Raw genomic sequence first — 24,798 nt, 5'->3', positions numbered from 1 at the left:
GGATGCCTCTGCCCGACCGGCCCCGCCGCATCCGCGTCGTCGGCGTCTCGGGCTCCGGCAAGTCGAGCCTGGCCGCGAAGGTGGCCGACGTCCTGGACCTCCCGAGGCTGGAGCTCGACGCCGTCTTCTGGGACGCGGACTGGACGTTCCGCGATCTCGCCGAGGCGCGTGGAATCGTGCGCGAGTTCCTCGCCGCTCACCCGCACGCGTGGGTCGTCGACGGCAACTGGCTGTCGAGGCTCGACGGGATGCTCGACCCGGGCAGTCCGGACGGTCCGGACACCGTCGTGTGGCTCGACCATCCGCGGTCGGTGGTCATGCGGCGGATCATCTGGCGCACGCTGCGACGCGGCATCCTCCGGCAGGAGCTGTGGCACGGCAACCGCGAGCGGCCGACGTCGTGGGTGCGGCTGGATCCCGACGCCAACATCATGGTGTGGTCGTGGACGCAGTACGCCCCGATCCGCGGCGGCTGGCGCGAGCGCGCTGAGGCGGGCTGGCCCATCCTGCGGCTGTCGGGTCAGCGCGAGGTGGACGCCTGGCTCGCGCAGCTGACGACAGGCGACTGACGAGCGGCAGAGCGGGAGCGGGGCCGGATCGCCGGAAGCCGCCGGAGCCGTCGCTAGATGTGGTACTCCGGGGCCGTCAGCAGCGCCCGGGTGTCTTCTCCGTCGCGCCGGGCGCGGGGCTTCGCCGGGATGCCGACGAGGACGCTGTCGGCCGGGGCATCCTTCGTCACGACGGCGTTCGCGCCGATGACCGATCCCGCGCCGATCGTGATGGGTCCGAGCACCTTCGCGCCCGCACCGACCGCGACCCCGTCGCCGAGCGTCGGGTGGCGCTTGCCGCCGTCCCGCGTGCGGCCGCCCAGCGTGACGCCGTGGTACAGCATCACGTCGTCGCCGACCTCGGCCGTCTCGCCGATGACGACGCCCATCCCGTGATCGATGAAGAACCTGCGGCCGATCGTGGCGCCGGGGTGGATCTCGATCCCCGTGATCCAGCGCGTGATCTGCGACCCGGCCCGCGCGAGGAAGCGGAAGCCGCGCTGCCAGAGCCAGTGGTCGACGCGGTGCGCCCAGATGGCGTGGAGCCCCGGGTACAGGAGCGCGATCTCGAGGCCGCTGCGCGCGGCGGGGTCCCGCAGTTTGGCCGCGACGAGATCTTCCCGGACCCGGCCGACGATGCCCGCCGCGATCACGACTTCGCCGCCTCGGGCTCGCGCAGGTGCTCGTAGAGCGCCGTCGACAAGTAGCGCTCGCCGGAGTCGGGGATGATCACGACGATCCGCTGACCGTCCGCCCCCGGTCGCGCGGCGATCTGCAGCGCCGCCCAGACGGCGGCTCCTGCCGACATCCCGCCGAGGATGCCCTCCTCGGTCGCCAGCCGGCGCGCGACGTCGATGGCGTCGTCGAACTCGACATCGAAGATCTCGTCCACGATGCTGCGGTCGAGCACCTCGGGGACGAAGTTCGGGCCGATCCCCTGGATGCGATGGCCGCCAGCCCTGCCCTCCGTCAGCACGGGGGAGTCCTTCGGCTCGACGAGCACGGCCCGCAGTGCCGGGTTGCGCTCCTTGAGCACCTGCGCCACCCCGGTGATCGTGCCGCCCGTGCCGGACCCCGCGACGAACCAGTCGATGCGGCCGTCGGTGTCGCGCCAGATCTCCTCGGCCGTCGTGCGGCGGTGGATCTCGGCGTTGGCGGGGTGGTCGAACTGGCGCGCGAGGATCGCGCCGGGGGTCTCGGCCACGATCCGCTTCGCGGTGTCCACCGCCTCGGTCATGCCCTTATAGGGGTCGGTGAGGACGAGTTCGGCCCCGTACGCCTTCAGCAGCGTCCGGCGCTCCTTCGACATCGAGGCCGGCATCGTGAGGATGACCTTGTAGCCGCGCGCCGCGCCGATGAGAGCCAGCGCGATGCCGGTGTTCCCGCTCGTCGACTCGACGATCGTGCCGCCGGGCCGGAGCTCACCCGATGCCTCGGCCGCCTCGATCAGGGCGAAGCCCAGACGGTCCTTGACCGAAGAGCCCGGGTTGTAGAACTCGAGCTTCGCGAGCACCTCCGCGCCGAGGCCCTCCGTCAGACGGTTGAGGCGCACGAGCGGGGTGTCGCCGAAGGCGGTCGTGATGTCGGCGTGGATGCGGGGCACGAGGCTTCTCTCGACGATGGAGCGGTTCAGCCCTCTCGCAGGTCTTCGTACAGCACCGTCGAGAGGTAGCGCTCTCCGAACGAGGGCACCACGACAACGATATTCTTGCCCGCCGCCTCGGGGCGCGCCGCCACCTGCAGCGCCGCCCAGATTGCGGCGCCGCTCGAGATGCCGACGAGGATGCCCTCGCTCGTGCCGACCTCGCGCGCGACGCGCAGGGCGTCGTCGAGCTCGACATCGACGACCTCGTCGATGACGCCCTGGTCGAGGATCGCGGGGATGAAGTTCGGCCCGATGCCCTGGATCTTGTGGGGTCCGGGGGTGCCCTTGGTGAGCAGCGGCGAGTCGGCCGGCTCGACGGCGACGACCTTCGCCTCGGGAACGCGCTCCTTGAGCACCTGACCCACGCCCGTGATCGTCCCGCCCGTGCCGATGCCCGCGACGAAGTAGTCCACCTTGCCGTCGGTGTCGCGCAGGATCTCCTCGGCCGTGGTCTTGCGGTGGATGGCCGGGTTCGCCTCGTTCTCGAACTGGCGGGCGAGGACCGCGCCGGGGGTCTCGGCGACGATCTCCTCGGCCTTGGCGACGGCGCCCTTCATGCCGCCGGCGGGGTCGGTGAGGATCAGCTCGGCGCCGTACGCCTTGAGCAGGATCCGGCGCTCGACCGACATCGACGACGGCATCGCGAGGATGACCTTGTAGCCGCGTGCCGCGCCGACCATCGCGAGGGCGATGCCCGTGTTCCCGCTCGTCGCCTCGACGATCGTCCCGCCGGGCTGCAGCTGACCGGATGCCTCTGCGGCGTCCACGATCGCGATGCCCAGGCGGTCCTTGACGCTCGACGCGGGGTTGTAGAACTCGAGCTTGGCGAGCACCGTGCCCGGCAGGCCTTCCGTGACGCGGTTGAGGCGGACGAGCGGGGTGTCGCCGAACGCGCTCGTGATGTCGGAGTGGATGCCGGGCATTGTCGGACGGCCTTTCGATCAGGTCGGGTGTGGCTGGTATGCGTGCGCGGGCGCCTCGGCACCCGATGGGGATCAGCCTAGGAGAGCGGCCCGTGCGGATTACGGCATGTGACGCCCGGGCTCGCGCGACACGGCGCGGGCGCTCCCGCGGGCCCCCGACGCTCCGCGCACGGCGCGGCGGGGCCGCACGTAGGCTGAGGGCGCCATGTCGCCCGATCCTGCGTCCTCCGCCCCGCTCTCCGGCCTCCTGCGAGCCGCCGCAGAGACGCTCGCCCGAGCCGGCGTGCCCGACCCGCAGGTGGATGCCGAGCTGCTCGCGGCCCACGTCCTCGGGGGAGGACGCGGCGAGGTCCAGGCGCGCGCGCTGCGCGGAGACGGTGTCGCCCCGGACGATGTCGAGCGCCTCGACGCACTCGTCCGGCGCCGCGCGACCCGCGAGCCGCTCCAGCACCTCACCGGCCGCGCGCCCTTCCGTCACCTCGAGCTTCATGTCGGTCCGGGCGTGTTCGTGCCGCGGCCCGAGACCGAGATGGTCGCGCAGCTCGGCATCGACGCGCTGCGGGCCGCGGCATCCCCTTCTCCCATCGCGGTGGATCTCGGAACCGGAAGCGGCGCGATCGCCCTCGCTCTCGCGACCGAAGTGCCCCACGCCCGCGTGTACGCCGCCGAGAGGTCGACCGAGGCCTTCGCCTGGGCCGAGCAGAACTTCCGCGAGGTCGGGGCCGAGAACGCCCGCCTCGCGCTCGCCGACCTCGAGCACGCGTTCCCCGACCTCGACGGGACGGTCTCGGTGCTCGTCTCGAACCCTCCGTACGTCCCGGATGCCGCGATCCCGCGCGACCCCGAGGTGCGCCTGTTCGATCCGCCGGCGGCGCTGTACGGCGGTGAGGACGGCCTCGACGTCGTCCGGGTCCTCAGCCATGTCGGCCTGCGGCTGGTCCATCCGGGAGGCACGATCGTGATCGAGCACGGCGAATGGCAGGGGGCGCCCATCCGCGACATCCTCACCGCCGACGGCTGGCGGGCGGCCGCGACCCACCCGGACCTCACGCTGCGCGACCGTGCCACGACGGCCCTCCGGCCCTGACCGGCCTCACGGGGCGCGACGGGGTCGCGGGTAGACTGGCGGGCGACATGTCCTCCCTCTTCGACTGCCGCGACGAGGCGCAGCTCCTCCCCGGTATGCGCCAGGCGCGCCAGGCGATCGGTCGCGGCGAACTCGTCGTCATGCCCACCGACACGGTCTACGGCGTCGCGGCCGATGCCTTCAGCGCCCGCGCGGTGCAGCGCCTGCTCGACGCGAAGGGTCGCGGCCGCCAATCGCCGCCCCCGGTCCTGGTGGCCGGCCTGACGACGCTGCGGGCTCTCGTCGCCGAGGTTCCGGCCCCGGTGGAAAAGCTCGTCGAGGAGTTCTGGCCCGGCGGGCTCACGATCGTCCTCCCCGCCCAGCCGTCCCTGTCCTGGGACCTGGGCGACACGCACGGCACCGTCGCGGTCCGCATGCCGGCGCACCGGATCGCGCTCGAGCTCCTCGAAGAGACCGGGCCCCTCGCCGTGTCGAGCGCCAACCTCACCGGCCGGCCGGCCGCGGTGCGCGTCGAGGACGCGCAGGAGATGCTCGCCGAGAGCATCGCCGTGTATCTCGACGACGGCCAGTCGCAGACCGGGATCTCGTCGACCATCGTCGACGCCACGAGCCTGGTCGGCGGCAGCGAGCCGCGCATCCGAGTGCTCCGCGAAGGGGCGATCACCCGGGCGCGGCTCCGCGACGTCCTCGGCGATCTCCTCGAGGACGATCCGGAGCCCGTGGGCGCCGACGGCGGCGGCGCGTGAAGCAGTATCTCTTCACGGCGCTGTTCACCGCCATCGTGACGTTCGCCCTCTCCTGGGCGGTGTGGCGGCTCAGCACCAAGTACAAGCTCTATCCCGGCATCCGCGAACGGGACGTGCACAAGACGCCGACGCCCCGGCTGGGCGGGATCGCGATGTTCTTCGGGGTGGTCGCCGCGATCGGCGTCTCGGCCGCCAACCCCTACTTCGCGATCGTGTGGAGCGTGCCGCAGCAGGTCTACGCGATCCTCGCCGCGACCGTGATCATCGTGATCGTCGGCATCTGCGACGACCTGTGGGATCTGGACTGGTTCATCAAGCTCGGGGCGCAGTTCCTCGCCGCGGGCATCATCGCGTGGTTCGGCGAGCTGCAGATCTACTCGCTTCCCATCGGCGGGCTCACGGTCGGCTCGGGGTGGGTGAGTTTCACGCTGACGGTCTTCGCGATCGTCATCGTGATGAACGCCGTCAACTTCATCGACGGCCTGGATGGCCTCGTTGCCGGGGTCTGCCTCATCGCGAACGCGGTGTTCTTCGCCTACTCGTACATGCTCTCCCGCGACTTCACGGCGAGCAACTTCTCGCTGGCCACCTTCCTCGCGACGGTCCTGATCGGCGCGTGCCTGGGCTTCCTCCCGCTCAACTGGAGCCCGGCGAAGCTCTTCATGGGGGATGCCGGAGCGCTCATGCTGGGCCTGCTGATGGCCTGCTCGGCCATCGCGATCACGGGCCAGCTCGACCCGACGGTGCTCGACCCCGAGGACTTCGGGCGCTCGCAGCTCCTCGGTGCGTTCCTCCCGATCCTGCTGCCCGTCGTGATCGTCCTGCTCCCGCTGCTCGACTTCGGGATGGCCGTCCTCCGCCGCATGCAGGCCGGCAAGTCGCCCTTCTCGCCCGACCGGAAGCATCTGCACCACCGCATGCTCGACATGGGCCACAGCGACCGCGACGCCGTCCTGATCTTCTACGCCTGGACCGCCATCGTCGGGCTCAGTGTGCTCCTGATGTACATCGGCACGACCGCGGGCTGGCCCGGGCTCTACATCCCGGGGGTCGTCTACCTCATCGTGGGGGCCGCTGCCTGCCTCGTCCTGACCTTCCTGCCCTCGCGCCGCACGGCGGTGCGCCATCCCGTCCCGGAGACCGCCCCATGACCCCCACCCCTGTATCGAGCACCCCGATCCTGCGGACGACGCTCCAGTGGTCCGCGATCGTGACGGCTGTCCTGGCGGTCCTGGCGGGTGTCATCGGCTTCCTGGTCGCCGGCACCACGGGGCTGTGGAGCGCGCTGGCCGGCGTCCTCATCGCGGCGGTGTTCCTCGGGATCACGGGTGCAAGCATCCTGATCGCCAACCGCTGGTACGGCGACGACCTCTATGTGCCGATCTTCTTCGGGATCGTGCTGGGCGGCTGGATCCTCAAGTTCGTCATCTTCATCGTCGCGCTCCTGATCCTGCGCGGCCAGCCGTGGATCGACCCGACGGTCTTCTTCGTCTCGGTCGTCGTGAGCGTGCTGGCCTCGCTCGCGGTCGACGTCGTGGTGATGCTGCGCATGCGCATCCCGCACGTGAGCGATGTGGAGCTGCCCGACGACCCCGAGGCGGGGGAGAGGTCAGACCACACGTCCGCCTAGTCCTGGAGCGGATTCCGCAGGCTTCCGAGTTTGATAGGGTGGGTTCTGCGCCCGCCCGCTCTCTGAGAGCGCTTGCGGAGTGACGCTCATCGACCATCGTCGCAACGGTTCACCCCGATGCCCCGAAGCTGGAGCCAGCGCTGTTCACTCAAGCTGCGACCCTGATCGCCAAAACCGCTGAAGACGGCGGCGGATTCCACGCGCCGTCGATCTTCGAGTTCTTCCCCGACGTGGTCACGACGGTCTTCGGCATCCCGATCACCCGGATCCACATCATCCAGTTCCTCGCGACGCTCGCCGTCGTGCTGGTCTTCTGGCTCGGCACCCGGAAGATGAAGGTCGTCCCCGGCCGCTTCCAGAGCCTGACCGAGATGGGCCTGGGCTTCGTCCGCACCAACATCGCGTACGACCTGCTGGGCAAGAAGGACGGCGAGAGGTTCCTGCCGATCCTCACGACGATGTTCTTCATGATCCTGTTCATGAACATCACGGGCGTCATCCCGTTCCTGAACATCGCCGGCACGTCGATCATCGCGGTGCCGCTGACGCTCGCGGTCGTGAGCTACGTCACCTTCATCTATGCCGGCGTCAAGAAGAGCCCGAAGAACTTCTTCAAGAACTCGCTCTTCCCCTCCGGCGTGCCGTGGCCGATCTACTTCATCGTGACGCCGATCGAGTTCATCTCGACGTTCATCATCCGGCCGATCACGCTGACGCTCCGACTCCTCATGAACATGATGGTCGGCCACCTGCTGCTCGTCCTCTTCTTCTCGGCCACGTCGTTCTTCCTCCTGACGGCCGGCGGATGGTGGAGCATCCTCGCCGCGGGCAGCCTCGCGTTCGGCTTCGCCTTCACACTCTTCGAAATCCTCGTGGCCGTCCTCCAGGCCTACGTCTTCGCTCTCCTCACCGCGGTCTACATCCAGCTCGCGGTCGCGGAAGAGCACTGAGCGGGTCGGCTGACTGCCGCCCATAACCGAAAGGAAACACCCCCGTGGACGCAACTACGGTTCTCGCCGAGGTCACCGGCAGCATCGCGACCGTCGGCTACGGCCTGGCAGCGATCGGCCCCGCCATCGGTGTGGGCATCGTCGTGGGCAAGACCATCGAGGGCGTGGCTCGTCAGCCCGAGCTCGCGGGTCGTCTGCAGGTCCTCATGTGGATCGGTATCGCCTTCACCGAGGCGCTCGCCTTCATCGGCATCGCGACCGCCTTCATCTTCGGCTACGCCTGATCCGCATCCACCTCGAGCTAAGGAGACAGGATGCTCAGCGCTCTTGTCACATTCGCCGCTGAAGAGGGTGAGACCCCGAATCCGCTCCTCCCGGCCTGGTACGACATCATCTGGTCGTCGGTGTGCTTCGTCGTCATCCTCTTCATCTTCTGGAAGGTCGCGCTCCCGCGACTGAAGAAGCTGCTGGATGAGCGAGCCACCGCGATCGAAGGCAACATCGCGAAGGCCGACGAGGCACAGCGACGCGCCGAAGCGGCCCTCGAGGAGTACACGGCGCAGCTCGCCGGTGCCCGCCGGGAGGCCGGTGAGATCCGCGACGCCGCCCGCGAGGACGGCCGCAAGATCATCGCCGAGGCGAAGGACTCCGCCGCGGCGGAGGCCGCCCGGATCACGGCATCCGCTCACTCGCAGATCGAGGCGGAGCGCCAGTCGGCGCTCGTGTCGCTGCGCAGCGAGGTCGGCACGCTCGCGATCGACCTCGCCGGCGGCGTGATCGGCGAGTCGCTCGCCGACGACGTCAAGGCCCAGAGCGTCGTCGACCGCTTCCTCGCCGAGCTCGAGGCCTCCGAGGCCGCTGCCGCGGCCTCGCCGGACGGGCAGAGGGCGTAATGGGAAGCGCGACCACGCAGGCGCTCGCCGCGACGACGGCGGTGCTCGACCGTGCCGCCGGGATCGACCTGACGGTGGCCGGCGAGCTCTTCGCCGCCGCGCGCGCGCTGGGCGGCTCGCCGCAGCTCGCCGGCGCGCTCGCCGACTCCGCGGCGTCGACCGACGCCCGCGCCCGTGTGGTCGCGGACGTCTTCGGCAAGGCGCTCTCACCGACATCGGTGTCGTTCCTGACGACCGCCGTGCAGCAGCGCTGGTCCTCGTCATCCGACCTCATCGACGCGATCGAAGAGCTCGCCGTCCGCGCCGCCGCGCGCGCGGGAGAGGGCTCCGACATCGAGGGCGAGATCTTCCAGTTCTCGCGCACGGTGTCGGCCAACCCGCAGCTCGAGCTCGCGCTCGGCAGCCGTCTCGGCGACGACGCGGCCAAGGGCACGCTCGTGCGGTCGCTCCTCGCGGGTCGCGCCGGCGAAGCGACGACGCTCATCGTGTCGTCGCTCGTCCAGCAGCCCCGCGAGCGTCGCGTCCGCCAGCTGCTCTCGCGGGCGATGGACCTCGTCGCCGACCAGCGCGGCCGCACCGTGGCGACGGTCGTCTCGGCGGTGCCGCTGAACGCGGCGCAGGCCGAGCGTCTCGCCGGCGCGCTCTCCAAGCGCTACGGCACCGACGTGTCGATCAACTCCGTCGTCGATCCCTCGGTCGTCGGGGGAGTGCGCGTGCAGATCGCGGATGACGTCATCGACGCGAGCGTCTCGTCGCGACTCGCCGAACTCCGGCAGCGCCTCGCCGGCTAGCAAAGACTTCCCGCCCGCAACGGGCGGAGGCTTCGGGACCGATCGGAAGACGGTTCCACTGAACGAAGGAAGACAATGGCAGAACTCTCAATCAGCCCCGACGTCATCCGTGACGCGCTGAAGGACTTCGTCGCCGCGTACGAGCCCTCGGGGGCTGCGGCCACCGAGGTCGGCACCGTCATCGACGCCGCCGACGGCATCGCCCACGTCGAGGGCCTGCCCGGCGTCATGGCCAACGAGCTCGTGACCTTCGAGGACGGCACGTCCGGCCTCGCCCTCAACCTCGACGAGCACGAGATCGGCGTCGTCGTCCTCGGCGAGTTCTCGGGCGTCGAGGCCGGCCAGCAGGTCACCCGCACCGGCGAGGTGCTCTCGGTCCCCGTGGGCGACGGCTACCTCGGCCGCGTGGTCGACCCGCTCGGCAACCCCATCGACGGACTCGGCGCCGTCGCCACGACGGGTCGTCGCGCACTCGAGCTCCAGGCGCCCGGCGTCATGCAGCGCAAGAGCGTGCACGAGCCGCTGCAGACCGGCATCAAGGCGATCGACGCGATGATCCCGGTCGGCCGCGGCCAGCGCCAGCTCATCATCGGCGACCGCCAGACGGGCAAGACGGCGATCGCGCTCGACACGATCATCAACCAGAAGGCCAACTGGGAGTCGGGCGACGTCAACAAGCAGGTCCGCTGCATCTACGTCGCCATCGGCCAGAAGGGCTCGACGATCGCCTCCGTCAAGGGCGCGCTCGAAGACGCCGGAGCGATGGAGTACACGACGATCGTCGCCGCTCCGGCCTCCGACCCGGCCGGCTTCAAGTACCTCGCCCCCTACACCGGATCGGCGATCGGCCAGCACTGGATGTACGAGGGCAAGCACGTCCTCATCATCTTCGACGACCTCACCAAGCAGGCCGAGGCCTACCGCGCCGTCTCGCTCCTTCTTCGCCGCCCGCCGGGCCGCGAGGCGTACCCCGGTGACGTCTTCTACCTGCACTCGCGCCTGCTCGAGCGCTGCGCGAAGCTCTCGGACGAGCTCGGTGCCGGATCGATGACGGGTCTGCCGATCATCGAGACGAAGGCCAACGACGTGTCGGCCTACATCCCGACGAACGTGATCTCGATCACCGACGGCCAGATCTTCCTGCAGTCCGACCTCTTCAACGCCAACCAGCGTCCCGCGGTCGACGTCGGCATCTCGGTCTCGCGAGTCGGCGGCGACGCGCAGGTCAAGTCGATCAAGAAGGTGTCCGGCACGCTCAAGCTCGAGCTGTCGCAGTACCGCTCGCTCGAGGCGTTCGCGATGTTCGCGAGCGACCTGGATGCCACGTCGCGGCGTCAGCTCGCCCGTGGTGCGCGCCTCACCGAGCTGCTGAAGCAGCCGCAGTACTCGCCGTACCCGGTGGAGGAGCAGGTCGTCTCGATCTGGGCCGGCACGAAGGGCAAGCTCGACAGCATCGCCGTCGAGGACGTCCTGCGCTTCGAGCGCGAGCTGCTCGACTACATCCGTCGCAACACGACGATCCTCGACACGCTCCGCGACACGAACGTCCTGGACGACGACACCACCGTCGAGCTCGACCGGGTCACCGACTCGTTCGTGCTCGAGTTCCAGGCCGGCAAGGGCGGTCAGGCGATCGCCAACCCGGGCCACGAGGAGTTCGGGGCGGCCGCCGCCGAGGACGTCAGCCAGGAGAAGATCGTCAAGGGCCGCCGCTGAGCGGCACGCCTGGACAGGGACCATGGGCGCACAACTGAGGGTCTACAAGCAGAAGATCGCTTCTGCTCAGACGACCAAGAAGATCACGAAGGCGATGGAGCTCATCGCGGCTTCGCGCATCCAGAAGGCGATGGCGCGCGTGCGCGCGTCCGCGCCGTTCGCGCGCGCCGTGACGCGTGCCGTCTCCGCGGTGGCGACGCACTCCAACGTCGACCACCCTCTGACGACGGAGCGCGAGGTCATCCGCCGGTCGGCGGTCGTGATCTTCGCCTCCGACCGCGGGCTCGCGGGTGCGTTCAACTCGCAGATCCTCCGCGAGGGGCTGGAGCTGGCAGAGCTGCTGCGTTCGCAGGGCAAGGAGCCGGTGTTCTACCTGGTCGGCCGCAAGGCCGTCGGGTACTTCCAGTTCCGCCGCATGGACAGTGCCGCGCAGTGGACGGGTGACACCGACACGCCGCACTTCCACACGGCGGAGGAGATCGCCGGCGTCCTCCTGGACGCGTACGACCGCGGCGGCGACGGCGGCGGCGTCGACGAGATCAACCTCGTCTACAACCGCTTCGTCAGCATGATGACGCAGTCGCCCGAGACCGTGCGTCTCCTCCCGCTGGAGGTCGTGGAGGCGGATGCCTCGAGCGCGACGGTGTACCCGCTGTACGAGTTCGAGCCCGAAGCGGGCGTCGTCCTCGACGCGCTCCTGCCGGTGTACATCCAGAGCCGCGTCTTCAACGCCCTCCTGCAGTCCTCCGCGGCCAAGCACGCCGCGACGCAGAAGGCGATGAAGTCGGCCAGCGACAACGCCGACAACCTCATCACCGACTACACGCGCCTGCGCAACAACGCGCGCCAGGCCGAGATCACGCAGCAGATCGCCGAGATCGTCGGCGGCGCCGACGCTCTGGCGTCGGGCAAGTAGACAGACGAAAGAGAAGAAGCCATGAGCCTCACCGCTGAGAAGACGCAGGCCCCCGCAGTCGGGCGCGTCGCCCGCGTCACGGGCCCCGTCGTCGACATCGAGTTCCCGCACGACTCGATCCCCGACATCTACAACGCGCTCAAGACGAGCGTCACCGTCGAGGGTGTGACCACCGAGTTCACGCTCGAGGTCGCGCAGCACCTCGGCGACGACCTGGTCCGCGCCATCGCGCTCAAGCCGACCGACGGCGTCGTCCGCGGTCAGGAGGTGCGCGACACCGGCGAGCAGATCACGGTCCCCGTCGGCGATGTCACCAAGGGCAAGGTGTTCAACGTCACGGGCGAGATCCTCAACGGCGAGCCCGGCGAGACCGTCGAGATCACCGAGCGCTGGCCCATCCACCGCAAGGCGCCGAACTTCGACCAGCTGGAGTCCAAGACCCAGATGTTCGAGACGGGCATCAAGGTCATCGACCTGCTCACGCCCTACGTGCAGGGTGGCAAGATCGGCCTCTTCGGCGGTGCGGGCGTCGGCAAGACGGTCCTCATCCAGGAGATGATCCAGCGCGTCGCGCAGGACCACGGTGGTGTGTCGGTGTTCGCCGGCGTCGGAGAGCGCACGCGTGAGGGCAACGACCTCATCCACGAGATGGAAGAGGCCGGCGTCTTCGACAAGACCGCCCTCGTCTTCGGCCAGATGGACGAGCCGCCGGGGACGCGACTTCGCGTCGCCCTGTCCGCTCTGACGATGGCGGAGTACTTCCGCGACGTCCAGAAGCAGGACGTGCTCCTCTTCATCGACAACATCTTCCGCTTCACGCAGGCGGGCTCCGAGGTGTCGACGCTTCTCGGCCGCATGCCCTCGGCGGTCGGCTACCAGCCGAACCTCGCCGACGAGATGGGCGTGCTCCAGGAGCGCATCACCTCGACGCGCGGTCACTCGATCACGTCGCTCCAGGCGATCTACGTCCCTGCCGACGACTACACCGACCCGGCCCCGGCGACGACGTTCGCCCACCTCGACGCGACCACCGAGCTCAGCCGCGAGATCGCCTCGAAGGGCCTGTACCCCGCGGTCGACCCGCTGTCGTCGACGAGCCGCATCCTCGACCCCCGCTACATCGGCGAGGACCACTACCGCGTCGCGACCTCGGTCAAGCAGATCCTCCAGAAGAACAAGGAGCTGCAGGAGATCATCGCCATCCTCGGTGTCGACGAGCTCTCCGAAGAGGACAAGGTGGTCGTCGCCCGCGCGCGCCGCATCCAGCAGTTCCTCTCGCAGAACACCTACATGGCGAAGAAGTTCACCGGCGTCGAGGGCTCGACGGTCCCGATCAAGGAGACGATCGAGTCCTTCGATGCGATCGTCCGGGGTGACTTCGACCACGTCGCCGAGCAGGCGTTCTTCAACGTCGGCGGCATCTCCGACGTCGAAGAGGCCTGGGCGCGCATCCAGAAGGAGAACGGCTGACATGCCGCTGAAGGTCAACCTCGTCTCGGCGGAGTCCGAGGTCTGGTCGGGTGAGGCGACGCTCGTCGTCGCCAAGACCGTCCTGGGCGAGATCGGCTTCATGCCCGGGCACGAGCCCGTGCTCGCCGTCCTCGCGGAGGGTCAAGTGCGCATCACGCAGACCGACGGCTCCAAGATCACCGCGAACGCGCAGGACGGCTTCCTGTCGATGGACGGCGACGAGATCTCGATCGTGGCCGGCAACGCCGCGCTCATCGCCTGACCGGTTCCTGAACCTGTCGTAATACGCACGCCGCCCGGACCCGTCCGGGCGGCGTGCGCCTTTTCGGAGCCTCCATGCTGATCCTCCTTCCGCCGTCCGAGACCAAGCGGCCCGGCGGCTCCGGCCGCCCGCTCGACCTCGACGGCCTCGCCCTGCCCGGGCTCACCCCGCAGCGCGAGCAGGTGCTGACGGCTCTCGAGCACCTGGCGACGGATGCCGAGGCATCCGCCCGCGTCTTGAAGCTCGGTGCGACGCAAAGGCATGAGATCGACCACAACGCCCGTGTGCGCACGACGCCCGCGATCCCGGCCGTCGATCGCTACACGGGAGTGCTCTACGACGCGCTGGACGCGGCATCCCTCGACCCGGCCGGCCGCTCATGGCTCGGGCGGCACGTCCTCATCCACTCGGCGCCGCTCGGACCGGTCGGTGCTCTGGATCGCATCCCGGTCTATCGGCTGGGCGCGTCGACGTCCCTCCCGGGTGTCCCGCCCCTCCGGCGACTGTGGGCGGGGGCCGTGACGTACGCCCTCGCGGAGGCCGGTGCTCCGTTCGTGCTCGACCTGCGCTCCGAGGCCTACGCGGCACTCGGGCCTGTTCCCGCGACTCTTGCATCGGCGTATGTGCGCGTCGTCGCGGAGGGTGAGGGCGGCGCCGTCCGGGCGCTCAACCACTTCAACAAGCACGCCAAAGGCGCGCTCGTCCGCAGGCTCGCGGTCGAGCGACCGCGCATCCGTTCGCGCGAGGGATTCCTGCGATGGGCGGATGCCGCCGGCCTGCGGGCGCGCCCCGGCCGAGGCCAGGAGCTGGAGCTCTTCGCCTGACCGCGGCGGGCGGCTTTCTCAGCGTTCGGTGTTGTCGGCCGTCTGCTGCGTGTTCTCGGCGATCGCGATGAGGGCGACGACGGCCTCGATGATGAAGCGCAGCACCACGATCGCCAGGAACGTCACGATCGGCACGATGATGAGCGTCGCCACGAGCAGCGAGACGCCCGCACCCGTGTTGTAGGGCATGATCCCGATCGACCGCACGATCCCGCCGATGAAGTAGACGAGGAAGCCGATGCCGATCGCCACGAGTCCGACGACGTAGAAGGCGCTCGCGAGCCGGCGCGTGATGAACGTGCGGAACGAGATGTCGAAGAGGGCGCGGATGAACCCGCGCCCGACGTCGGACGCATCGCCCACGGCCGGCGGCACTCCGGTGTCGTCGGGATCGGCTGCGGGGTTGTAGTTCCGCGTCGTGCTCTCCGCCGCGGGACCGGCGCCCGTCGGATAGGTGTCCGAAGCCGCGGGTCCGGGCGAGGAAGCCGCCTGCCTCGACCCGGCGGCGTCCGCCGCGGCCTGGGAGGCCGGCTGCTCGGGGAGCGGCGGAGGAGGAGGGGGAGTGGTGTTGCTCATCGGGGTTCCTTCCGCTGTTCTTCCCGCCAGGCTATCGCCGGGAAGCGGCCGACAGCGGTAGCCGTGTCGATGACTGACACGCGAGTACGGGCATCGCTACCATGTGACTCGACGGGGCGGAGGTTCTCGTCGGCGTGGCGACACGTCCCTCATGTTCCGGAAAGGGACACGATGTACGACTATCCCGACAGCGCGGGGCTCGCGGCAGTGCTCGCCGTGCTCGGCTTCCTCTCGTTCATCTTCTTGATCGGCTTCTACGTGCTCAGCTCGTGGTTCCTCATGAAGATCTTCGACAAGGCCGGTGTGCAGGGTCGGTGGCGGGCCTGGGTGCCCGTCTACAACTACATGGTCTTCGCCAAGCTGGGCGACCTGAACCCCTGGCTGGTCCTCATCGGGCTGGGCGCCGGCATCGTGCTCAGCTGGGTCCCCGTCATCGGGTGGCTCCTCAGCCTCGCGACCTTCGTGCTGACGCTGCTCGCCGCGTGGCGTGTCGGCCTGAAGCTCCAGAAGGAGGCGGTGTGGCTCATCCTCTACTTCTTCCTCTCGATCGTGTGGCTCGGCATCCTCGCGTTCGACAAGTCCCGCTGGAACACCGCCGTCCCGGCCGCACCCTGGGCGGGCAACGGGTTCCTCAGCGACCGCACCAACTGGCGCGGCATCCCCGCCCAGACGCCCGCCGGCGGCTACCCCGCGAACCCTGTGACGCAGCCCGCCTACCCCGCTCCCGGCGCCTACCCGCCGCCCGCGGGCTACGACGCTCCGCCCGCCGGCTACTCGGCGCCGCCCGCAGGGTATTCGGCTCCGCCGGCCGGATACACGCCGCCGGCACCCTCGGAGCCGCCGGCCGGCTACACGCCGCCGCCCGCTGCGGCGGCCCCCGCGCCGTCGTCGCCTGAGCCGCCCGCGGCAGCACCCTCCGAGCCGGCGCCGCCGGTCACCCCCGAGCCGCCCACCGCACCCGGGCCGGAAGACCCGAACGCACCGCGTCCGTAGAGTGCTCGACCAGGAACCCCCGCCCAGCGCGGGGGTTCCTGCATTACCGGCCGCGCGCATCCCGTCGCGGTCAACGACCGGGTCTCGACGTGCCCGATGGGCGATTAGCGTTGACGACATGACCTCCGCTTCCGTTCCCCTGCGCCGAGTCGGCGCCTCCGGCCTTCTCGTCTCGTCCGTCGGCCTGGGCTGCAACAACTTCGGGCGCAAGGACACCCGCACGGAATCCCTCGAAGGCACGAAGGCGGTGCTGGATGCCGCGATCGACGCCGGAGTCACGTTCCTCGACACCGCGGACATCTACGGCAAGGAGCCGGGCCTTTCCGAGACGCTGATGGGCGAGGCGCTCAAGGGTCGTCGCGACGAGGTCGTGCTCGCCACGAAGTTCGGGCACGCGGACTTCGCTCCGGCCGTGCTCGGCGGATCGAAGGCGTCGCGCGTTCATGTACGGCGCGCGGTCGAGGCATCCCTCCGTCGTCTGCAGACCGACTGGATCGACCTCTACCAGCTGCACACGCCCGACCCCGAGACGCCGGTCGAAGAGACGCTCGACGCCCTCGGCGACCTCGTGCGCGAGGGGAAGGTGCGCTACATCGGCCACTCCAACCTGTCCGGCTGGCAGATCGCCGAGGCCCACTTCGTCGCCCGCGAGCGCCGCTCGGTGCCGTTCGTGTCGGCCCAGAACCAGTACAGCCTGCTTGCGCGGGGCGCGGAGCGGAACGTCCTTCGCGCGGTCGAGCGCTACGGCCTGGGGTTCTTCCCGTTCTTCCCGCTCCACAACGGCCTGCTGACGGGCAAGTTCACCCGGGATGCCGCGCCCGCCGACTCCCGCATCATGCGCCAGCGCCCGCATCTCTACGAGAACGCACCGTGGGAGGCGCTCGAGGCGTATCAGGCGTTCTGCGACGAGCGCGGCATCACGATGCTCGACGCGACGTTCGGATGGTTCCTCGCGCAGCCGGTGGTCTCGAGCGTCATCGCGGGTGCGACGAGCCCCGAGCAGGTGCGGGCTAACGGGGCCGCCGCGTCGGCGTGGACGCCGACGGCCGCCGATCTCGAGGCCGTCGACGCCATCTTCCCCGCGGTGTCGCCGTCCGACATCTGAGGTCCGGCCGCGGGGGCCGCGGCATCCGCCGACCGGTTCGCTATCAGCGCACGCCACGCGTTTGTACGACGTCGCAGGGCAGGCGTAGCCTCGTTCGACGTGCGCGGCCGCCTCGGTGCGGATGTCGTCGCGCGACGAAAGGACCCCTCGTGCTCGGCAAGCTCCTGGTGCGCTACCTCAGCCCGGCGTGGCTGCTCATCATCGCCGTCGTCGTCTTCCAGCTCGCCCAGTCGATCGCCTCGCTCATGCTGCCGACGCTCAACGCCGACATCATCGACAAGGGCGTCGTCACCGGCGACATCGACTACATCTGGCAGACCGGCGGGGTGATGCTCGTCGTCAGCCTCGTCCAGGTGGTCTGCGCGATCATCGCCGTCTACTTCGGCTCGCGGCTCGCGATGGGGATGGGCCGTGACGTGCGCGGCGACCTGTTCCATCGGGTTGTCGCGTTCTCGCAGCGCGAGGTCGGTCAGTTCAGCGCCCCGTCGCTCATCACGCGCAACACGAACGACGTGCAGCAGGTGCAGATGCTCGTGCAGGTCTCGGCGACCCTCATGGTGTCGGCGCCGATGCTCGCGATCGGCGGCATCATCATGGCGGTGCGCGAGGACGCGGGCCTGTCGTGGCTCATGGCGGTCGCGATCCCGATCCTCCTCATCATCGTGGGGCTCATCGTGTGGCGCATGGTGCCTGCGTTCACCCAGATGCAGAAGAAGATCGACCGCGTCAACCAGATCATGCGCGAGCAGCTCACCGGAATCCGCGTCATCCGGGCCTTCGTGCGCGAGCGCGAGGAGCGCGTCCGCTTCGCGACCGCGAGCGAGGACGTGATGGCGACGGGCCTCAAGGCCGGAAACCTGATGGCGATCATGTTCCCCGCCGTCATGCTCGTCATGAACGTCTCGAGCGTGGCCGTCATCTGGTTCGGCGCCTTCCAGGTGCAGGACAACGGCGTGCAGATCGGCACGCTCATCGCCTTCCTGAGCTATCTGATGCAGATCCTCATGGGCGTGATGATGGCGACCTTCATGTTCGTCATGATCCCGCGCGCCGCCGTGTGCGCGAACCGCATCGGCGAGGTGCTCGAGACCGAGCCCTCGGTGGTCGCTCCCGCCGACCCCAAGGCCGCTCCCGAGGCTCTCGGGCGCATCGAATTCGACCACGTCGACTTCGCGTACCCGGGCGCCGACGAGGCGGTGCTGCACGACCTCACGTTCTCGGTCGCTCCGGGCACGACCACGGCGATCATCGGCTCGACGGGTGCGGGGAAGACGACCCTGGTCGGTCTCGTGCCCCGGCTCTTCGATGTGACCGCCGGCACCGTCCGCGTCGATGGAGTCGACGTGCGCGACTATGAGCCCGATCTGCTGTGGAAGCGGATCGGTCTCGTCCCGCAGCGCGCCTTCCTCTTCTCGGGCACCGTCGCCTCGAACCTCCGCTATGGCGACGAGGACGCGACCGACGAGGAGCTCTGGCGCGCGCTCGAGCTCGCGCAGGCGAAGGATTTCGTCGAGGAGATGCCGGGCGGGCTCGAGGCCCAGATCGCGCAGGGCGGCACGAACGTATCCGGAGGCCAGCGGCAGCGGCTCGCGATCGCGCGGGCGCTCGCCAAACAGCCGGGCATCTACGTCTTCGACGACTCGTTCTCGGCATTGGATCTGAGAACGGATGCCGAGCTCCGCCGCGCGCTCGACACGCATCTGCCCCACGCCACGAGGCTCGTCGTGGCGCAGCGCGTGTCGACGATCCAGCATGCCGACCAGATCATCGTGCTCGACCACGGGCGCATGGTGGGCGTCGGAACCCACGAAGAACTCGTCGAGACGAACGACACGTACCGTGAGATCGTCGATTCGCAGCTCGCGGCGGAGGCGACGGCATGAGCGGCTCGCAGACTCAGGCGCCCCGGCGGATGCCGATGCCCAGGGGCCCGATGGGCCAGGCCGGTCCCGGCGAGAAGGCGCAGAACTTCGGTCCGAGCGCGAAGCGGCTCCTCGGCACGCTCCGCACCGACATGCCGCAGCTCATCGTCGTGCTCGTCCTCGGTACTCTCAGCGTCGCCCTCTCGGTCATCGGGCCGAAGCTGCTCGGCAATGCGACGAACGTGGTGTTCGCGGGCTTCGTCTCGCTGCAGATGCCGGCGGGGGCGACGAAGCAGCAGGTCATCGACGGCCTCGTCGCGCAGGGCGATCAGCAGCAGGCCGACATGCTCTCGACGATGGACTTCGTGCCCGGCGCGGGCATCGACTTCCAGCAGCTGGCCATGATCGTCATGGCCGTGCTCTTCGTGTACGTCTTCGCGAGCATCTTCGGCTGGCTGCAGGCCCGCATCCTCAACGGGGTCGTCCAGCGCGCCATGAACCGGCTGCGCATGCAGGTCGAGGACAAGATCCAGCGCCTGCCCCTCTCGTACTTCGACAAGGTGCAGCGCGGCGAGCTCCTGAGCCGCGTGACGAACGATGTCGACAACATCGGCCAGACGATGCAGCAGACGCTGTCCCAGGTCGTCATCTCGCTGCTGACGGTCATCGGCGTGCTCGTGATGATGTTCGTCATCTCGCCGCTCCTCGCCCTCATCGCGCTCGTCACGATCCCGCTGACGCTCGTCGTGACCGTCTTCGTCGCGAAGCGCTCGCAGAAGCTCTTCGTCGCCCAGTGGAAGGCCACCGGCATCCTCAACGCGCGTGTGGAGGAGACCTTCTCCGGGCACTCGATCGTGAAGGTCTTCGGTCACCAGAAGGAGGTCGAGGCGAACTTCCGCGACGAGAACGAAGAGGTCTACCGCGCGAGCTTCGGCGCGCAGTTCATCTCGGGCGTCATCATGCCCGCCATGATGTTCATCGGGAACCTGGTCTACGTGGCGATCGCCGTCGTCGGCGGGCTGCAGGTCGCGGCGGGTCTGATGTCGATCGGCGATGTCCAGGCGTTCATCCAGTACTCGCGGCAGTTCACCCAGCCCCTCAGCCAGCTGGGGTCGATGGCGAACCTCCTCCAGTCCGGGGTCGCGAGCGCCGAGCGCGTGTTCGAGCTGCTCGACGAGGCCGAGGAGACAAGCGATCCGGATCCTGCCCGGACCGCGCCCGAGTCGGCGAGCCACCTCGCCTTCGAAGACGTCTCGTTCAGCTACAGCCCCGACAAGCCGCTCATCGACGGACTCGTCCTCGAGGCGCACCCGGGGAGCACCGTCGCGATCGTCGGTCCGACGGGCGCCGGTAAGACCACCCTCGTGAACCTCATCATGCGGTTCTACGACGTCGACTCGGGCCGGATCACCCTTGACGGCGTCGACACCCGCACGATGACCCGCGACGACCTGCGCGCACGCACGGGCATGGTGCTGCAGGACACGTGGCTCTTCGCCGGGACGATCCGCGAGAACATCGCCTACGGACGTCCGGATGCCTCGGACGAGGAGATCGTCACCGCAGCGACGGCCGCCTACGTCGACCGGTTCGTGCACGCGCTTCCGGACGGCTACGACACGATGCTGGACGACGAGGCGACGAACCTCAGCGTCGGCGAGCGGCAGCTGGTCACGATCGCCCGCGCCTTCCTCGCCGATCCGCGGATCCTCATCCTCGACGAGGCGACGTCCTCGGTCGACACCCGCACAGAGCTGCTCATCCAGCGCGCGATGTCGCGTCTCCGCGCGGATCGCACGGCGTTCGTCATCGCGCACCGGCTCTCGACGATCCGCGACGCCGACCTCATCCTCGTGATGGAGAACGGATCGATCGTCGAGCAGGGGTCGCACGAGGAGCTGCTGCGAACGCGCGGCGCCTACTGGCGGCTGTACAACGCCCAGTTCGAGGGCGCGATCGGCGATGAGGAAGCGGAAGAGCCTGTGCTGGTCGGCGCTCCGCCGGTCCCTACCACGGCGACGATCCTCGCCGCCAGCGCTGAGGAGGACTTCGAAGCCCTCGAGGGGTAGTCGACTAGGATGTGAGCACGTCGGCGGCCCTCCTGGGCCGCCTTGGTTCCATGGGAGATAGCGGCGTGCCGGAAGTATCCACCCAGCATCGCTCGGTGCACATCGGCGATCGCTCGAAGGGCGAGACGATCGAGCTCGCGTGGGCGGGTGCGACTCACACGGGGCGACGTCGCGACGCCAATCAGGATGCGCTGCTCGCGGAGTATCCGCTCTTCGTCGTCGCCGACGGCATGGGCGGTCACCTGGGCGGCGAGATCGCGAGCTCGAGCACGGTCGACCGCTTGCGCGGAGTGGTGGATGCCGGGAGCGTGACGCCGAAGACCATCGAGAAGGGCCTCGCGCGAGCCGTCAAAGACATCGCCTCCCATCCCGAGACCACCGACGACGGGACCGGCACGACGCTGACGGGCGTGTACCTCGACACGAGCGAGGATCCGCCCCACTGGGTCACGCTGAACATCGGCGACTCGCGCGTGTACCTGCTGCGCGACGGTGCGATCGCCCAGGTCACGACTGATCACTCCGTCGTCCAGGAGCTCGTCGCCGCGGGCCGGCTGAGCCCGGAAGAGGCCGAGAACCACCCGTATGGCAATGTCATCACGCGCGCCGTAGGTCCGAGCGAGAGCGTCGCGCCCGACTACGTGCGCCTCGAGGTGACCGACGGAGATCGATTCGTCATCTGCTCCGACGGACTGACGAAAGAGCTCACCGACTACGGCATCCAGCACTTCCTCGCCGAGAACGCCGACCCGGCCGATGCGGTCTCGTCGATGCTGGATGCGGCTCTCGAGAACGGCGGCCGCGACAACATCACGGTCATCGTGCTCGACGTCGCCGTCCCCGGCGCCTCCTCCACAGCCACGGGCTGACGCCGGCTTCTCCACCTTCGCCTTCCTCGAGGCGGTTCCGCGCCCCGCGCGCGCTTCACTGGCGTCGTGGCCTCCTTCGCTTCGCTGCTCGACCCGTCCCTCGAGGCGCTCGACGAACCGCTGACCCTCCCGCCAGAGCCGACGCCGCCGAAGCGCCCGTCCATCCCCCTCCTCGCGACGGCCGTCCCCGTCCTGGGGGCGGTCGGGCTGTGGCTTCTCACAGGCTCGGTGCTGTCGCTCTGGTTCGCGCTCCTCGGTCCCCTCGTGGCCGCCGCGACGCTGCTCGACGGCCTCCGGACCGCTCGCCGGGAACGCCGGCGGGCGGAGCAGGAGACGGATGCCGCGCACGTCCGGGTCGAGGCATCCGTCCGGGCACGCCACGACCGCGAGCGCGACCGGCGACGCACGCGGCATCCCGACGTCGCGGGGTACCTCACTCGCGAGACCGAGACGTGGCGCGCCGTGCCGGGGCGGTCGGAGGTGCTTGTCGTGGGGAGGGGCGATGCGCCGAGCGGACTCCACGTGACGGGAGGCGGCTCGGACGCTCGGAGCGTCGCTGTCCGCAGGACGGCGCTCGTGCTGACCGATGCGCCGGTCGTGGTGCCGGCGGCAGGCGGGATCGCCGTTGTGGGACCGCCGGTCCTCGCGGCTGCTGTCTGTCGCGGCCTCGTCTTGCAGGCGTGTCTGGCGTCGCCGCCCGCCGAGCTGCGGATCATCGGCCCTCTGGGCGTGGCAGATCGGTGGGTGGAGGGCTTGCCGCACCGAGGGGCGGCAACGGGCCGGACGCTCGCCGTGGTGGGCGAGGGCGCGACCGTGCCCGCGGACGTCGAGTCCTATATCGTCCGGGTTCCCCTCGGCGGACCTGTGCCCCCGGGCTGCGACACGGTCCTCACCGTGCACGCGCCGGACCGAGCCTCGGTCGATACCGGGGGAGAGGTCCACGAGGTGGCGATCGAGGGACTCTCCGCCGCGCAGGCGCTGCACGCCGCTGCCGCGATCACGGCTCTCGCGGCCGACCTCCCCGGCGCGGGGGCGGCGACAGCCGGGCCGATCCCGCTCGGCCCGCTGCTCGTCGACGCTCCGTCCAAGGCGCTCGCAGCCCGGATCGGCCGGGAGGGCGGCAGCCCCTCCGTCATCGATCTCGTCGCCGACGGACCTCATGCCGTCGTCGCCGGGATGACCGGAAGCGGAAAGAGCGAGCTCCTCGTCACCTGGGTGCTCGCACTCTGCGCCACGCGATCGCCGCGAGAGGTGAGCTTTCTCCTCGCCGACTTCAAGGGCGGCACGGCCTTCGACGCGCTTGCCGCGCTGCCTCACGTGGCCGGAGTGATCACGGATCTCGACGGGGCCGGCGCTCGACGGGCGATCGAGAGCCTCCGGGCCGAAGTCCGCTGGCGTGAGGCGGAGCTCGCGCGCGTCGGCGCGAGGGACGTCACCGATCCGCGGGTCGAGCTTCCCCGGCTCGTCGTGATCGTCGACGAGTTCGCGGCGCTGCTCGGCGATCACCCGGAGCTGCATGCCGTGTTCACCGACATCGCCGCCCGGGGCCGGGCGCTGGGGATGCACCTCATCCTCGGGACGCAGCGCGTCTCGGGCGTCGTGCGCGAGGCTCTGCTCGCGAACTGCCCGCTGCGGGTCAGTCTCCGGGTCGCCGACGCCGCCGACAGTCGCGCGGTGGTCGGCACCGACGAGGCGGCACGGCTCCCTGGTGGTGAGAGCGCACGGGGCGTCGCGCTCGTCCGGGGAGCGGGGGATGCCGCGCCCCGCCGCGTCCAGGTCGCTCTGTCCTCGCCTGCCGACCTCGCGCGCATCGCCGAGGCATCCGACCCGCATCGCCCGCGACGGCCCTGGCTGCCCGACCTGCCGGAGCGGCTGCATCTGGCGGATCTGGCTCGCCCGAGCGCGGGTGGCGACATCGTGCTCGGTCTGGCCGACGAACCGGATCAGCAGCGGCAGGTCCCCGCGGTGCTGAGCAGAGAAGACCGGGGAATGCTCGTCGTCGGGGCCGCGGGAACCGGCAAGACGACCGCGCTGCGCACGATCGCGGCCCAGGTCACCCAGCCCATCTCAGTGCCCTCCGACCCCGAGGGGGCGTGGGATGCCGTGCACGAGTTGTGGGACGACCCGCCTCCGCGCGGGTCGGTGCTGCTGATCGACGACCTCGATGCACTTGCGGCGCGCCTGCCTCCCGACTACGCGCTCGAACTCACAGAACGACTCGAGCGCATCGTGCGCGGAGCAGGGGACCACGGCCATCTCGTCGTCGCCTCGGCGCAGCGGCTCTCGGGAGCGGCGTCCCGGATCGCCGAACTGCTTCCCCGTCGGGCGCTCCTGGCCGCTCCGTCGCGCGCCGAGTACGTGGCGCTCGGCGGCGAGCCGCGCCACCACGTGCCCGATCAGCCGCGCGGGCGGGCGCGTATCGACGGCCGAGCAGTCCAGTTCGCCGTGCCTCCGCCCATCCAGGCCGTCGCCGAGCGGGAGCTCCCGCCCTGGTTCCCGTCCACCGCCATCACCGGGTTCGCCGCTCGGCGATCGTCGGCGAGCCGTGCGATGCTCGGCCTCTGGGAGGAAGCCGGCGCACAGGTCATGACGGTGGCGCAGGTCGCCGCGGTGGGTCTCGACGAGGCCGCACAGCGAGACGAACTCGTCGTCGTGGTCGGCGACGCGGAGGACTGGCAGCGGCACTGGCACGTGCTCACCGCCGTCCGCGACGACCACTCGCTGGTCATCGACCCATCCGTCGGATCCGACTTCCGCGCGCTGAGCGCCGACCGCGCGCTGCCGCCGTACTGCGCGCCGGGGCGATCACGGGCGTGGCTGTGCCGGGACGGTCTGCCGCCCGAGCGCATCGCGCTTCCTCGGCCACCCGAGACGCAGCGGGGCCTGACCCCGGGAGGGTGAGCGTGACCGGATCGTTCCTTGA

General features: G+C 69.8%; 24 protein-coding genes. 20 read left to right on the top strand and 4 right to left on the bottom strand.

Annotated elements, in window-relative coordinates:
- Positions 1 to 2: 2 nt before the first annotated feature.
- Positions 3 to 569: a toxin gene (locus G5T42_RS00870; protein WP_165124157.1), complete on the top strand. Its 567-nt coding sequence runs from the start codon at positions 3 to 5 to the stop codon at positions 567 to 569.
- Between the two features lie 53 nt (positions 570 to 622).
- Here G5T42_RS00870 and epsC read toward each other — a convergent pair whose 3' ends face one another.
- Genes epsC through cysK (G5T42_RS00855) form a run of 3 tightly spaced genes read right to left on the bottom strand, consistent with a single transcriptional unit; the run spans position 623 to position 3,116 of the window.
- Positions 623 to 1,201 carry a serine O-acetyltransferase EpsC gene (epsC, locus tag G5T42_RS00865; protein WP_241245903.1) on the bottom strand — a complete coding sequence of 193 codons (579 nt, stop codon included), beginning with the start codon at positions 1,199 to 1,201 and terminating at the stop codon, positions 623 to 625.
- The gene (gene cysK, locus G5T42_RS00860; protein ID WP_165124154.1) at positions 1,198 to 2,151 is read right to left on the bottom strand and encodes a cysteine synthase A; all 954 of its coding nucleotides are present in this window, start codon (positions 2,149 to 2,151) and stop codon (positions 1,198 to 1,200) included. Before cysK (G5T42_RS00860) ends, epsC begins: the two co-directional genes overlap by 4 nt.
- Positions 2,152 to 2,177: 26 nt before the next feature.
- Positions 2,178 to 3,116: a cysteine synthase A gene (cysK, locus tag G5T42_RS00855; protein ID WP_165124151.1), complete on the bottom strand. Its 939-nt coding sequence runs from the start codon at positions 3,114 to 3,116 to the stop codon at positions 2,178 to 2,180.
- Between the two features lie 205 nt (positions 3,117 to 3,321).
- Between cysK (G5T42_RS00855) and prmC the strand changes: the two genes are divergently transcribed.
- The 13 genes from prmC (at position 3,322) to yaaA (ending at position 14,401) form a co-directional block, all read left to right on the top strand.
- On the top strand, positions 3,322 to 4,203 hold the full coding sequence (gene prmC, locus G5T42_RS00850; RefSeq protein ID WP_165124148.1) for a peptide chain release factor N(5)-glutamine methyltransferase: 882 nt from the start codon (positions 3,322 to 3,324) through the stop codon (positions 4,201 to 4,203).
- A gap of 47 nt (positions 4,204 to 4,250) precedes the next feature.
- Positions 4,251 to 4,949, top strand: coding sequence for an L-threonylcarbamoyladenylate synthase (locus tag G5T42_RS00845; RefSeq protein WP_165124145.1), 699 nt, complete (start codon positions 4,251 to 4,253; stop codon positions 4,947 to 4,949).
- The gene (locus tag G5T42_RS00840) at positions 4,946 to 6,100 is read left to right on the top strand and encodes an MraY family glycosyltransferase (protein ID WP_165124142.1); all 1,155 of its coding nucleotides are present in this window, start codon (positions 4,946 to 4,948) and stop codon (positions 6,098 to 6,100) included. Before G5T42_RS00845 ends, G5T42_RS00840 begins: the two co-directional genes overlap by 4 nt.
- Positions 6,097 to 6,579, top strand: coding sequence for a hypothetical protein (locus tag G5T42_RS00835; RefSeq protein WP_165124139.1), 483 nt, complete (start codon positions 6,097 to 6,099; stop codon positions 6,577 to 6,579). The genes G5T42_RS00840 and G5T42_RS00835 overlap by 4 nt, the downstream gene beginning before the upstream one ends.
- 161 nt (positions 6,580 to 6,740) lie before the next feature.
- Complete coding sequence (gene atpB / locus G5T42_RS00830) at positions 6,741 to 7,529, top strand: F0F1 ATP synthase subunit A (RefSeq protein ID WP_347104449.1); 789 nt, start codon at positions 6,741 to 6,743, stop codon at positions 7,527 to 7,529.
- 44 nt (positions 7,530 to 7,573) lie between these two features.
- Positions 7,574 to 7,813, top strand: a complete 240-nt coding sequence (atpE, locus tag G5T42_RS00825; protein ID WP_165124136.1) for an ATP synthase F0 subunit C — start codon at positions 7,574 to 7,576, stop codon at positions 7,811 to 7,813.
- A gap of 30 nt (positions 7,814 to 7,843) precedes the next feature.
- Complete coding sequence (locus G5T42_RS00820; RefSeq protein ID WP_165124133.1) at positions 7,844 to 8,422, top strand: F0F1 ATP synthase subunit B; 579 nt, start codon at positions 7,844 to 7,846, stop codon at positions 8,420 to 8,422.
- Complete coding sequence (locus G5T42_RS00815; protein ID WP_165124130.1) at positions 8,422 to 9,213, top strand: F0F1 ATP synthase subunit delta; 792 nt, start codon at positions 8,422 to 8,424, stop codon at positions 9,211 to 9,213. The genes G5T42_RS00820 and G5T42_RS00815 overlap by 1 nt, the downstream gene beginning before the upstream one ends.
- Positions 9,214 to 9,288: 75 nt before the next feature.
- Positions 9,289 to 10,929 carry a F0F1 ATP synthase subunit alpha gene (atpA, locus tag G5T42_RS00810; RefSeq protein WP_165124127.1) on the top strand — a complete coding sequence of 547 codons (1,641 nt, stop codon included), beginning with the start codon at positions 9,289 to 9,291 and terminating at the stop codon, positions 10,927 to 10,929.
- A gap of 22 nt (positions 10,930 to 10,951) precedes the next feature.
- Positions 10,952 to 11,845, top strand: a complete 894-nt coding sequence (locus tag G5T42_RS00805; protein WP_165124124.1) for a F0F1 ATP synthase subunit gamma — start codon at positions 10,952 to 10,954, stop codon at positions 11,843 to 11,845.
- A 21-nt stretch (positions 11,846 to 11,866) separates the two neighbouring features.
- Positions 11,867 to 13,315, top strand: coding sequence for a F0F1 ATP synthase subunit beta (atpD, locus tag G5T42_RS00800; protein WP_165124121.1), 1,449 nt, complete (start codon positions 11,867 to 11,869; stop codon positions 13,313 to 13,315).
- 1 nt (position 13,316) lies between these two features.
- Positions 13,317 to 13,577, top strand: coding sequence for a F0F1 ATP synthase subunit epsilon (locus G5T42_RS00795; RefSeq protein WP_165124118.1), 261 nt, complete (start codon positions 13,317 to 13,319; stop codon positions 13,575 to 13,577).
- Between the two features lie 74 nt (positions 13,578 to 13,651).
- Positions 13,652 to 14,401 carry a peroxide stress protein YaaA gene (gene yaaA, locus G5T42_RS00790; protein WP_165124116.1) on the top strand — a complete coding sequence of 250 codons (750 nt, stop codon included), beginning with the start codon at positions 13,652 to 13,654 and terminating at the stop codon, positions 14,399 to 14,401.
- An 18-nt stretch (positions 14,402 to 14,419) separates the two neighbouring features.
- Here yaaA and G5T42_RS00785 read toward each other — a convergent pair whose 3' ends face one another.
- Positions 14,420 to 14,977: a DUF4282 domain-containing protein gene (locus G5T42_RS00785; RefSeq protein WP_165124113.1), complete on the bottom strand. Its 558-nt coding sequence runs from the start codon at positions 14,975 to 14,977 to the stop codon at positions 14,420 to 14,422.
- A gap of 171 nt (positions 14,978 to 15,148) precedes the next feature.
- Here G5T42_RS00785 and G5T42_RS00780 point away from each other — a divergent pair, with 171 nt between their 5' ends.
- The 6 genes from G5T42_RS00780 to G5T42_RS00755 all read left to right on the top strand — a co-directional run bounded on the left by G5T42_RS00780 (position 15,149) and on the right by G5T42_RS00755 (position 24,776).
- Positions 15,149 to 15,970 carry a DUF5684 domain-containing protein gene (locus G5T42_RS00780; protein ID WP_206535683.1) on the top strand — a complete coding sequence of 274 codons (822 nt, stop codon included), beginning with the start codon at positions 15,149 to 15,151 and terminating at the stop codon, positions 15,968 to 15,970.
- Between the two features lie 118 nt (positions 15,971 to 16,088).
- A complete protein-coding gene (locus G5T42_RS00775) occupies positions 16,089 to 17,075 on the top strand; it encodes an aldo/keto reductase (protein ID WP_165124111.1) in 987 nt (328 codons plus the stop codon).
- Positions 17,076 to 17,224: 149 nt separating this feature from the next.
- Positions 17,225 to 18,958: an ABC transporter ATP-binding protein gene (locus tag G5T42_RS00770; RefSeq protein ID WP_165124108.1), complete on the top strand. Its 1,734-nt coding sequence runs from the start codon at positions 17,225 to 17,227 to the stop codon at positions 18,956 to 18,958.
- A gap of 29 nt (positions 18,959 to 18,987) precedes the next feature.
- The gene (locus G5T42_RS00765; RefSeq protein WP_165130013.1) at positions 18,988 to 21,006 is read left to right on the top strand and encodes an ABC transporter ATP-binding protein; all 2,019 of its coding nucleotides are present in this window, start codon (positions 18,988 to 18,990) and stop codon (positions 21,004 to 21,006) included.
- A gap of 65 nt (positions 21,007 to 21,071) precedes the next feature.
- Positions 21,072 to 21,875, top strand: a complete 804-nt coding sequence (locus tag G5T42_RS00760; protein ID WP_206535681.1) for a protein phosphatase 2C domain-containing protein — start codon at positions 21,072 to 21,074, stop codon at positions 21,873 to 21,875.
- 66 nt (positions 21,876 to 21,941) lie between these two features.
- A complete protein-coding gene (locus tag G5T42_RS00755) occupies positions 21,942 to 24,776 on the top strand; it encodes an ATP-binding protein (protein ID WP_165124106.1) in 2,835 nt (944 codons plus the stop codon).
- The last annotated feature ends 22 nt before the right edge of the window (positions 24,777 to 24,798 follow it).

This window comes from Microbacterium sp. 4R-513 (assembly GCF_011046485.1).
In the GTDB taxonomy this organism is placed as follows: Bacteria; Actinomycetota; Actinomycetes; order Actinomycetales; family Microbacteriaceae; genus Microbacterium.
Note: the sequence above shows the minus strand (reverse complement) of the source record. Positions and strands in the feature narration are given on the sequence as shown.

Coding starts and splice junctions, on each gene's coding strand:
- G5T42_RS00805 (WP_165124124.1), top strand. CDS start 10,952: ATGGGCGCACAACTGAGGGTCTACAAGCAGAAGATCGCTTCTGCTCAG.
- G5T42_RS00835 (WP_165124139.1), top strand. CDS start 6,097: ATGACCCCCACCCCTGTATCGAGCACCCCGATCCTGCGGACGACGCTC.
- G5T42_RS00820 (WP_165124133.1), top strand. CDS start 7,844: ATGCTCAGCGCTCTTGTCACATTCGCCGCTGAAGAGGGTGAGACCCCG.
- cysK (WP_165124151.1), bottom strand. CDS start 3,116: ATGCCCGGCATCCACTCCGACATCACGAGCGCGTTCGGCGACACCCCG.
- G5T42_RS00795 (WP_165124118.1), top strand. CDS start 13,317: ATGCCGCTGAAGGTCAACCTCGTCTCGGCGGAGTCCGAGGTCTGGTCG.
- atpD (WP_165124121.1), top strand. CDS start 11,867: ATGAGCCTCACCGCTGAGAAGACGCAGGCCCCCGCAGTCGGGCGCGTC.
- G5T42_RS00845 (WP_165124145.1), top strand. CDS start 4,251: ATGTCCTCCCTCTTCGACTGCCGCGACGAGGCGCAGCTCCTCCCCGGT.
- yaaA (WP_165124116.1), top strand. CDS start 13,652: ATGCTGATCCTCCTTCCGCCGTCCGAGACCAAGCGGCCCGGCGGCTCC.
- G5T42_RS00785 (WP_165124113.1), bottom strand. CDS start 14,977: ATGAGCAACACCACTCCCCCTCCTCCTCCGCCGCTCCCCGAGCAGCCG.
- atpA (WP_165124127.1), top strand. CDS start 9,289: ATGGCAGAACTCTCAATCAGCCCCGACGTCATCCGTGACGCGCTGAAG.
- G5T42_RS00815 (WP_165124130.1), top strand. CDS start 8,422: ATGGGAAGCGCGACCACGCAGGCGCTCGCCGCGACGACGGCGGTGCTC.
- G5T42_RS00775 (WP_165124111.1), top strand. CDS start 16,089: ATGACCTCCGCTTCCGTTCCCCTGCGCCGAGTCGGCGCCTCCGGCCTT.
- prmC (WP_165124148.1), top strand. CDS start 3,322: ATGTCGCCCGATCCTGCGTCCTCCGCCCCGCTCTCCGGCCTCCTGCGA.
- G5T42_RS00780 (WP_206535683.1), top strand. CDS start 15,149: ATGTACGACTATCCCGACAGCGCGGGGCTCGCGGCAGTGCTCGCCGTG.
- G5T42_RS00765 (WP_165130013.1), top strand. CDS start 18,988: ATGCCGATGCCCAGGGGCCCGATGGGCCAGGCCGGTCCCGGCGAGAAG.
- G5T42_RS00870 (WP_165124157.1), top strand. CDS start 3: ATGCCTCTGCCCGACCGGCCCCGCCGCATCCGCGTCGTCGGCGTCTCG.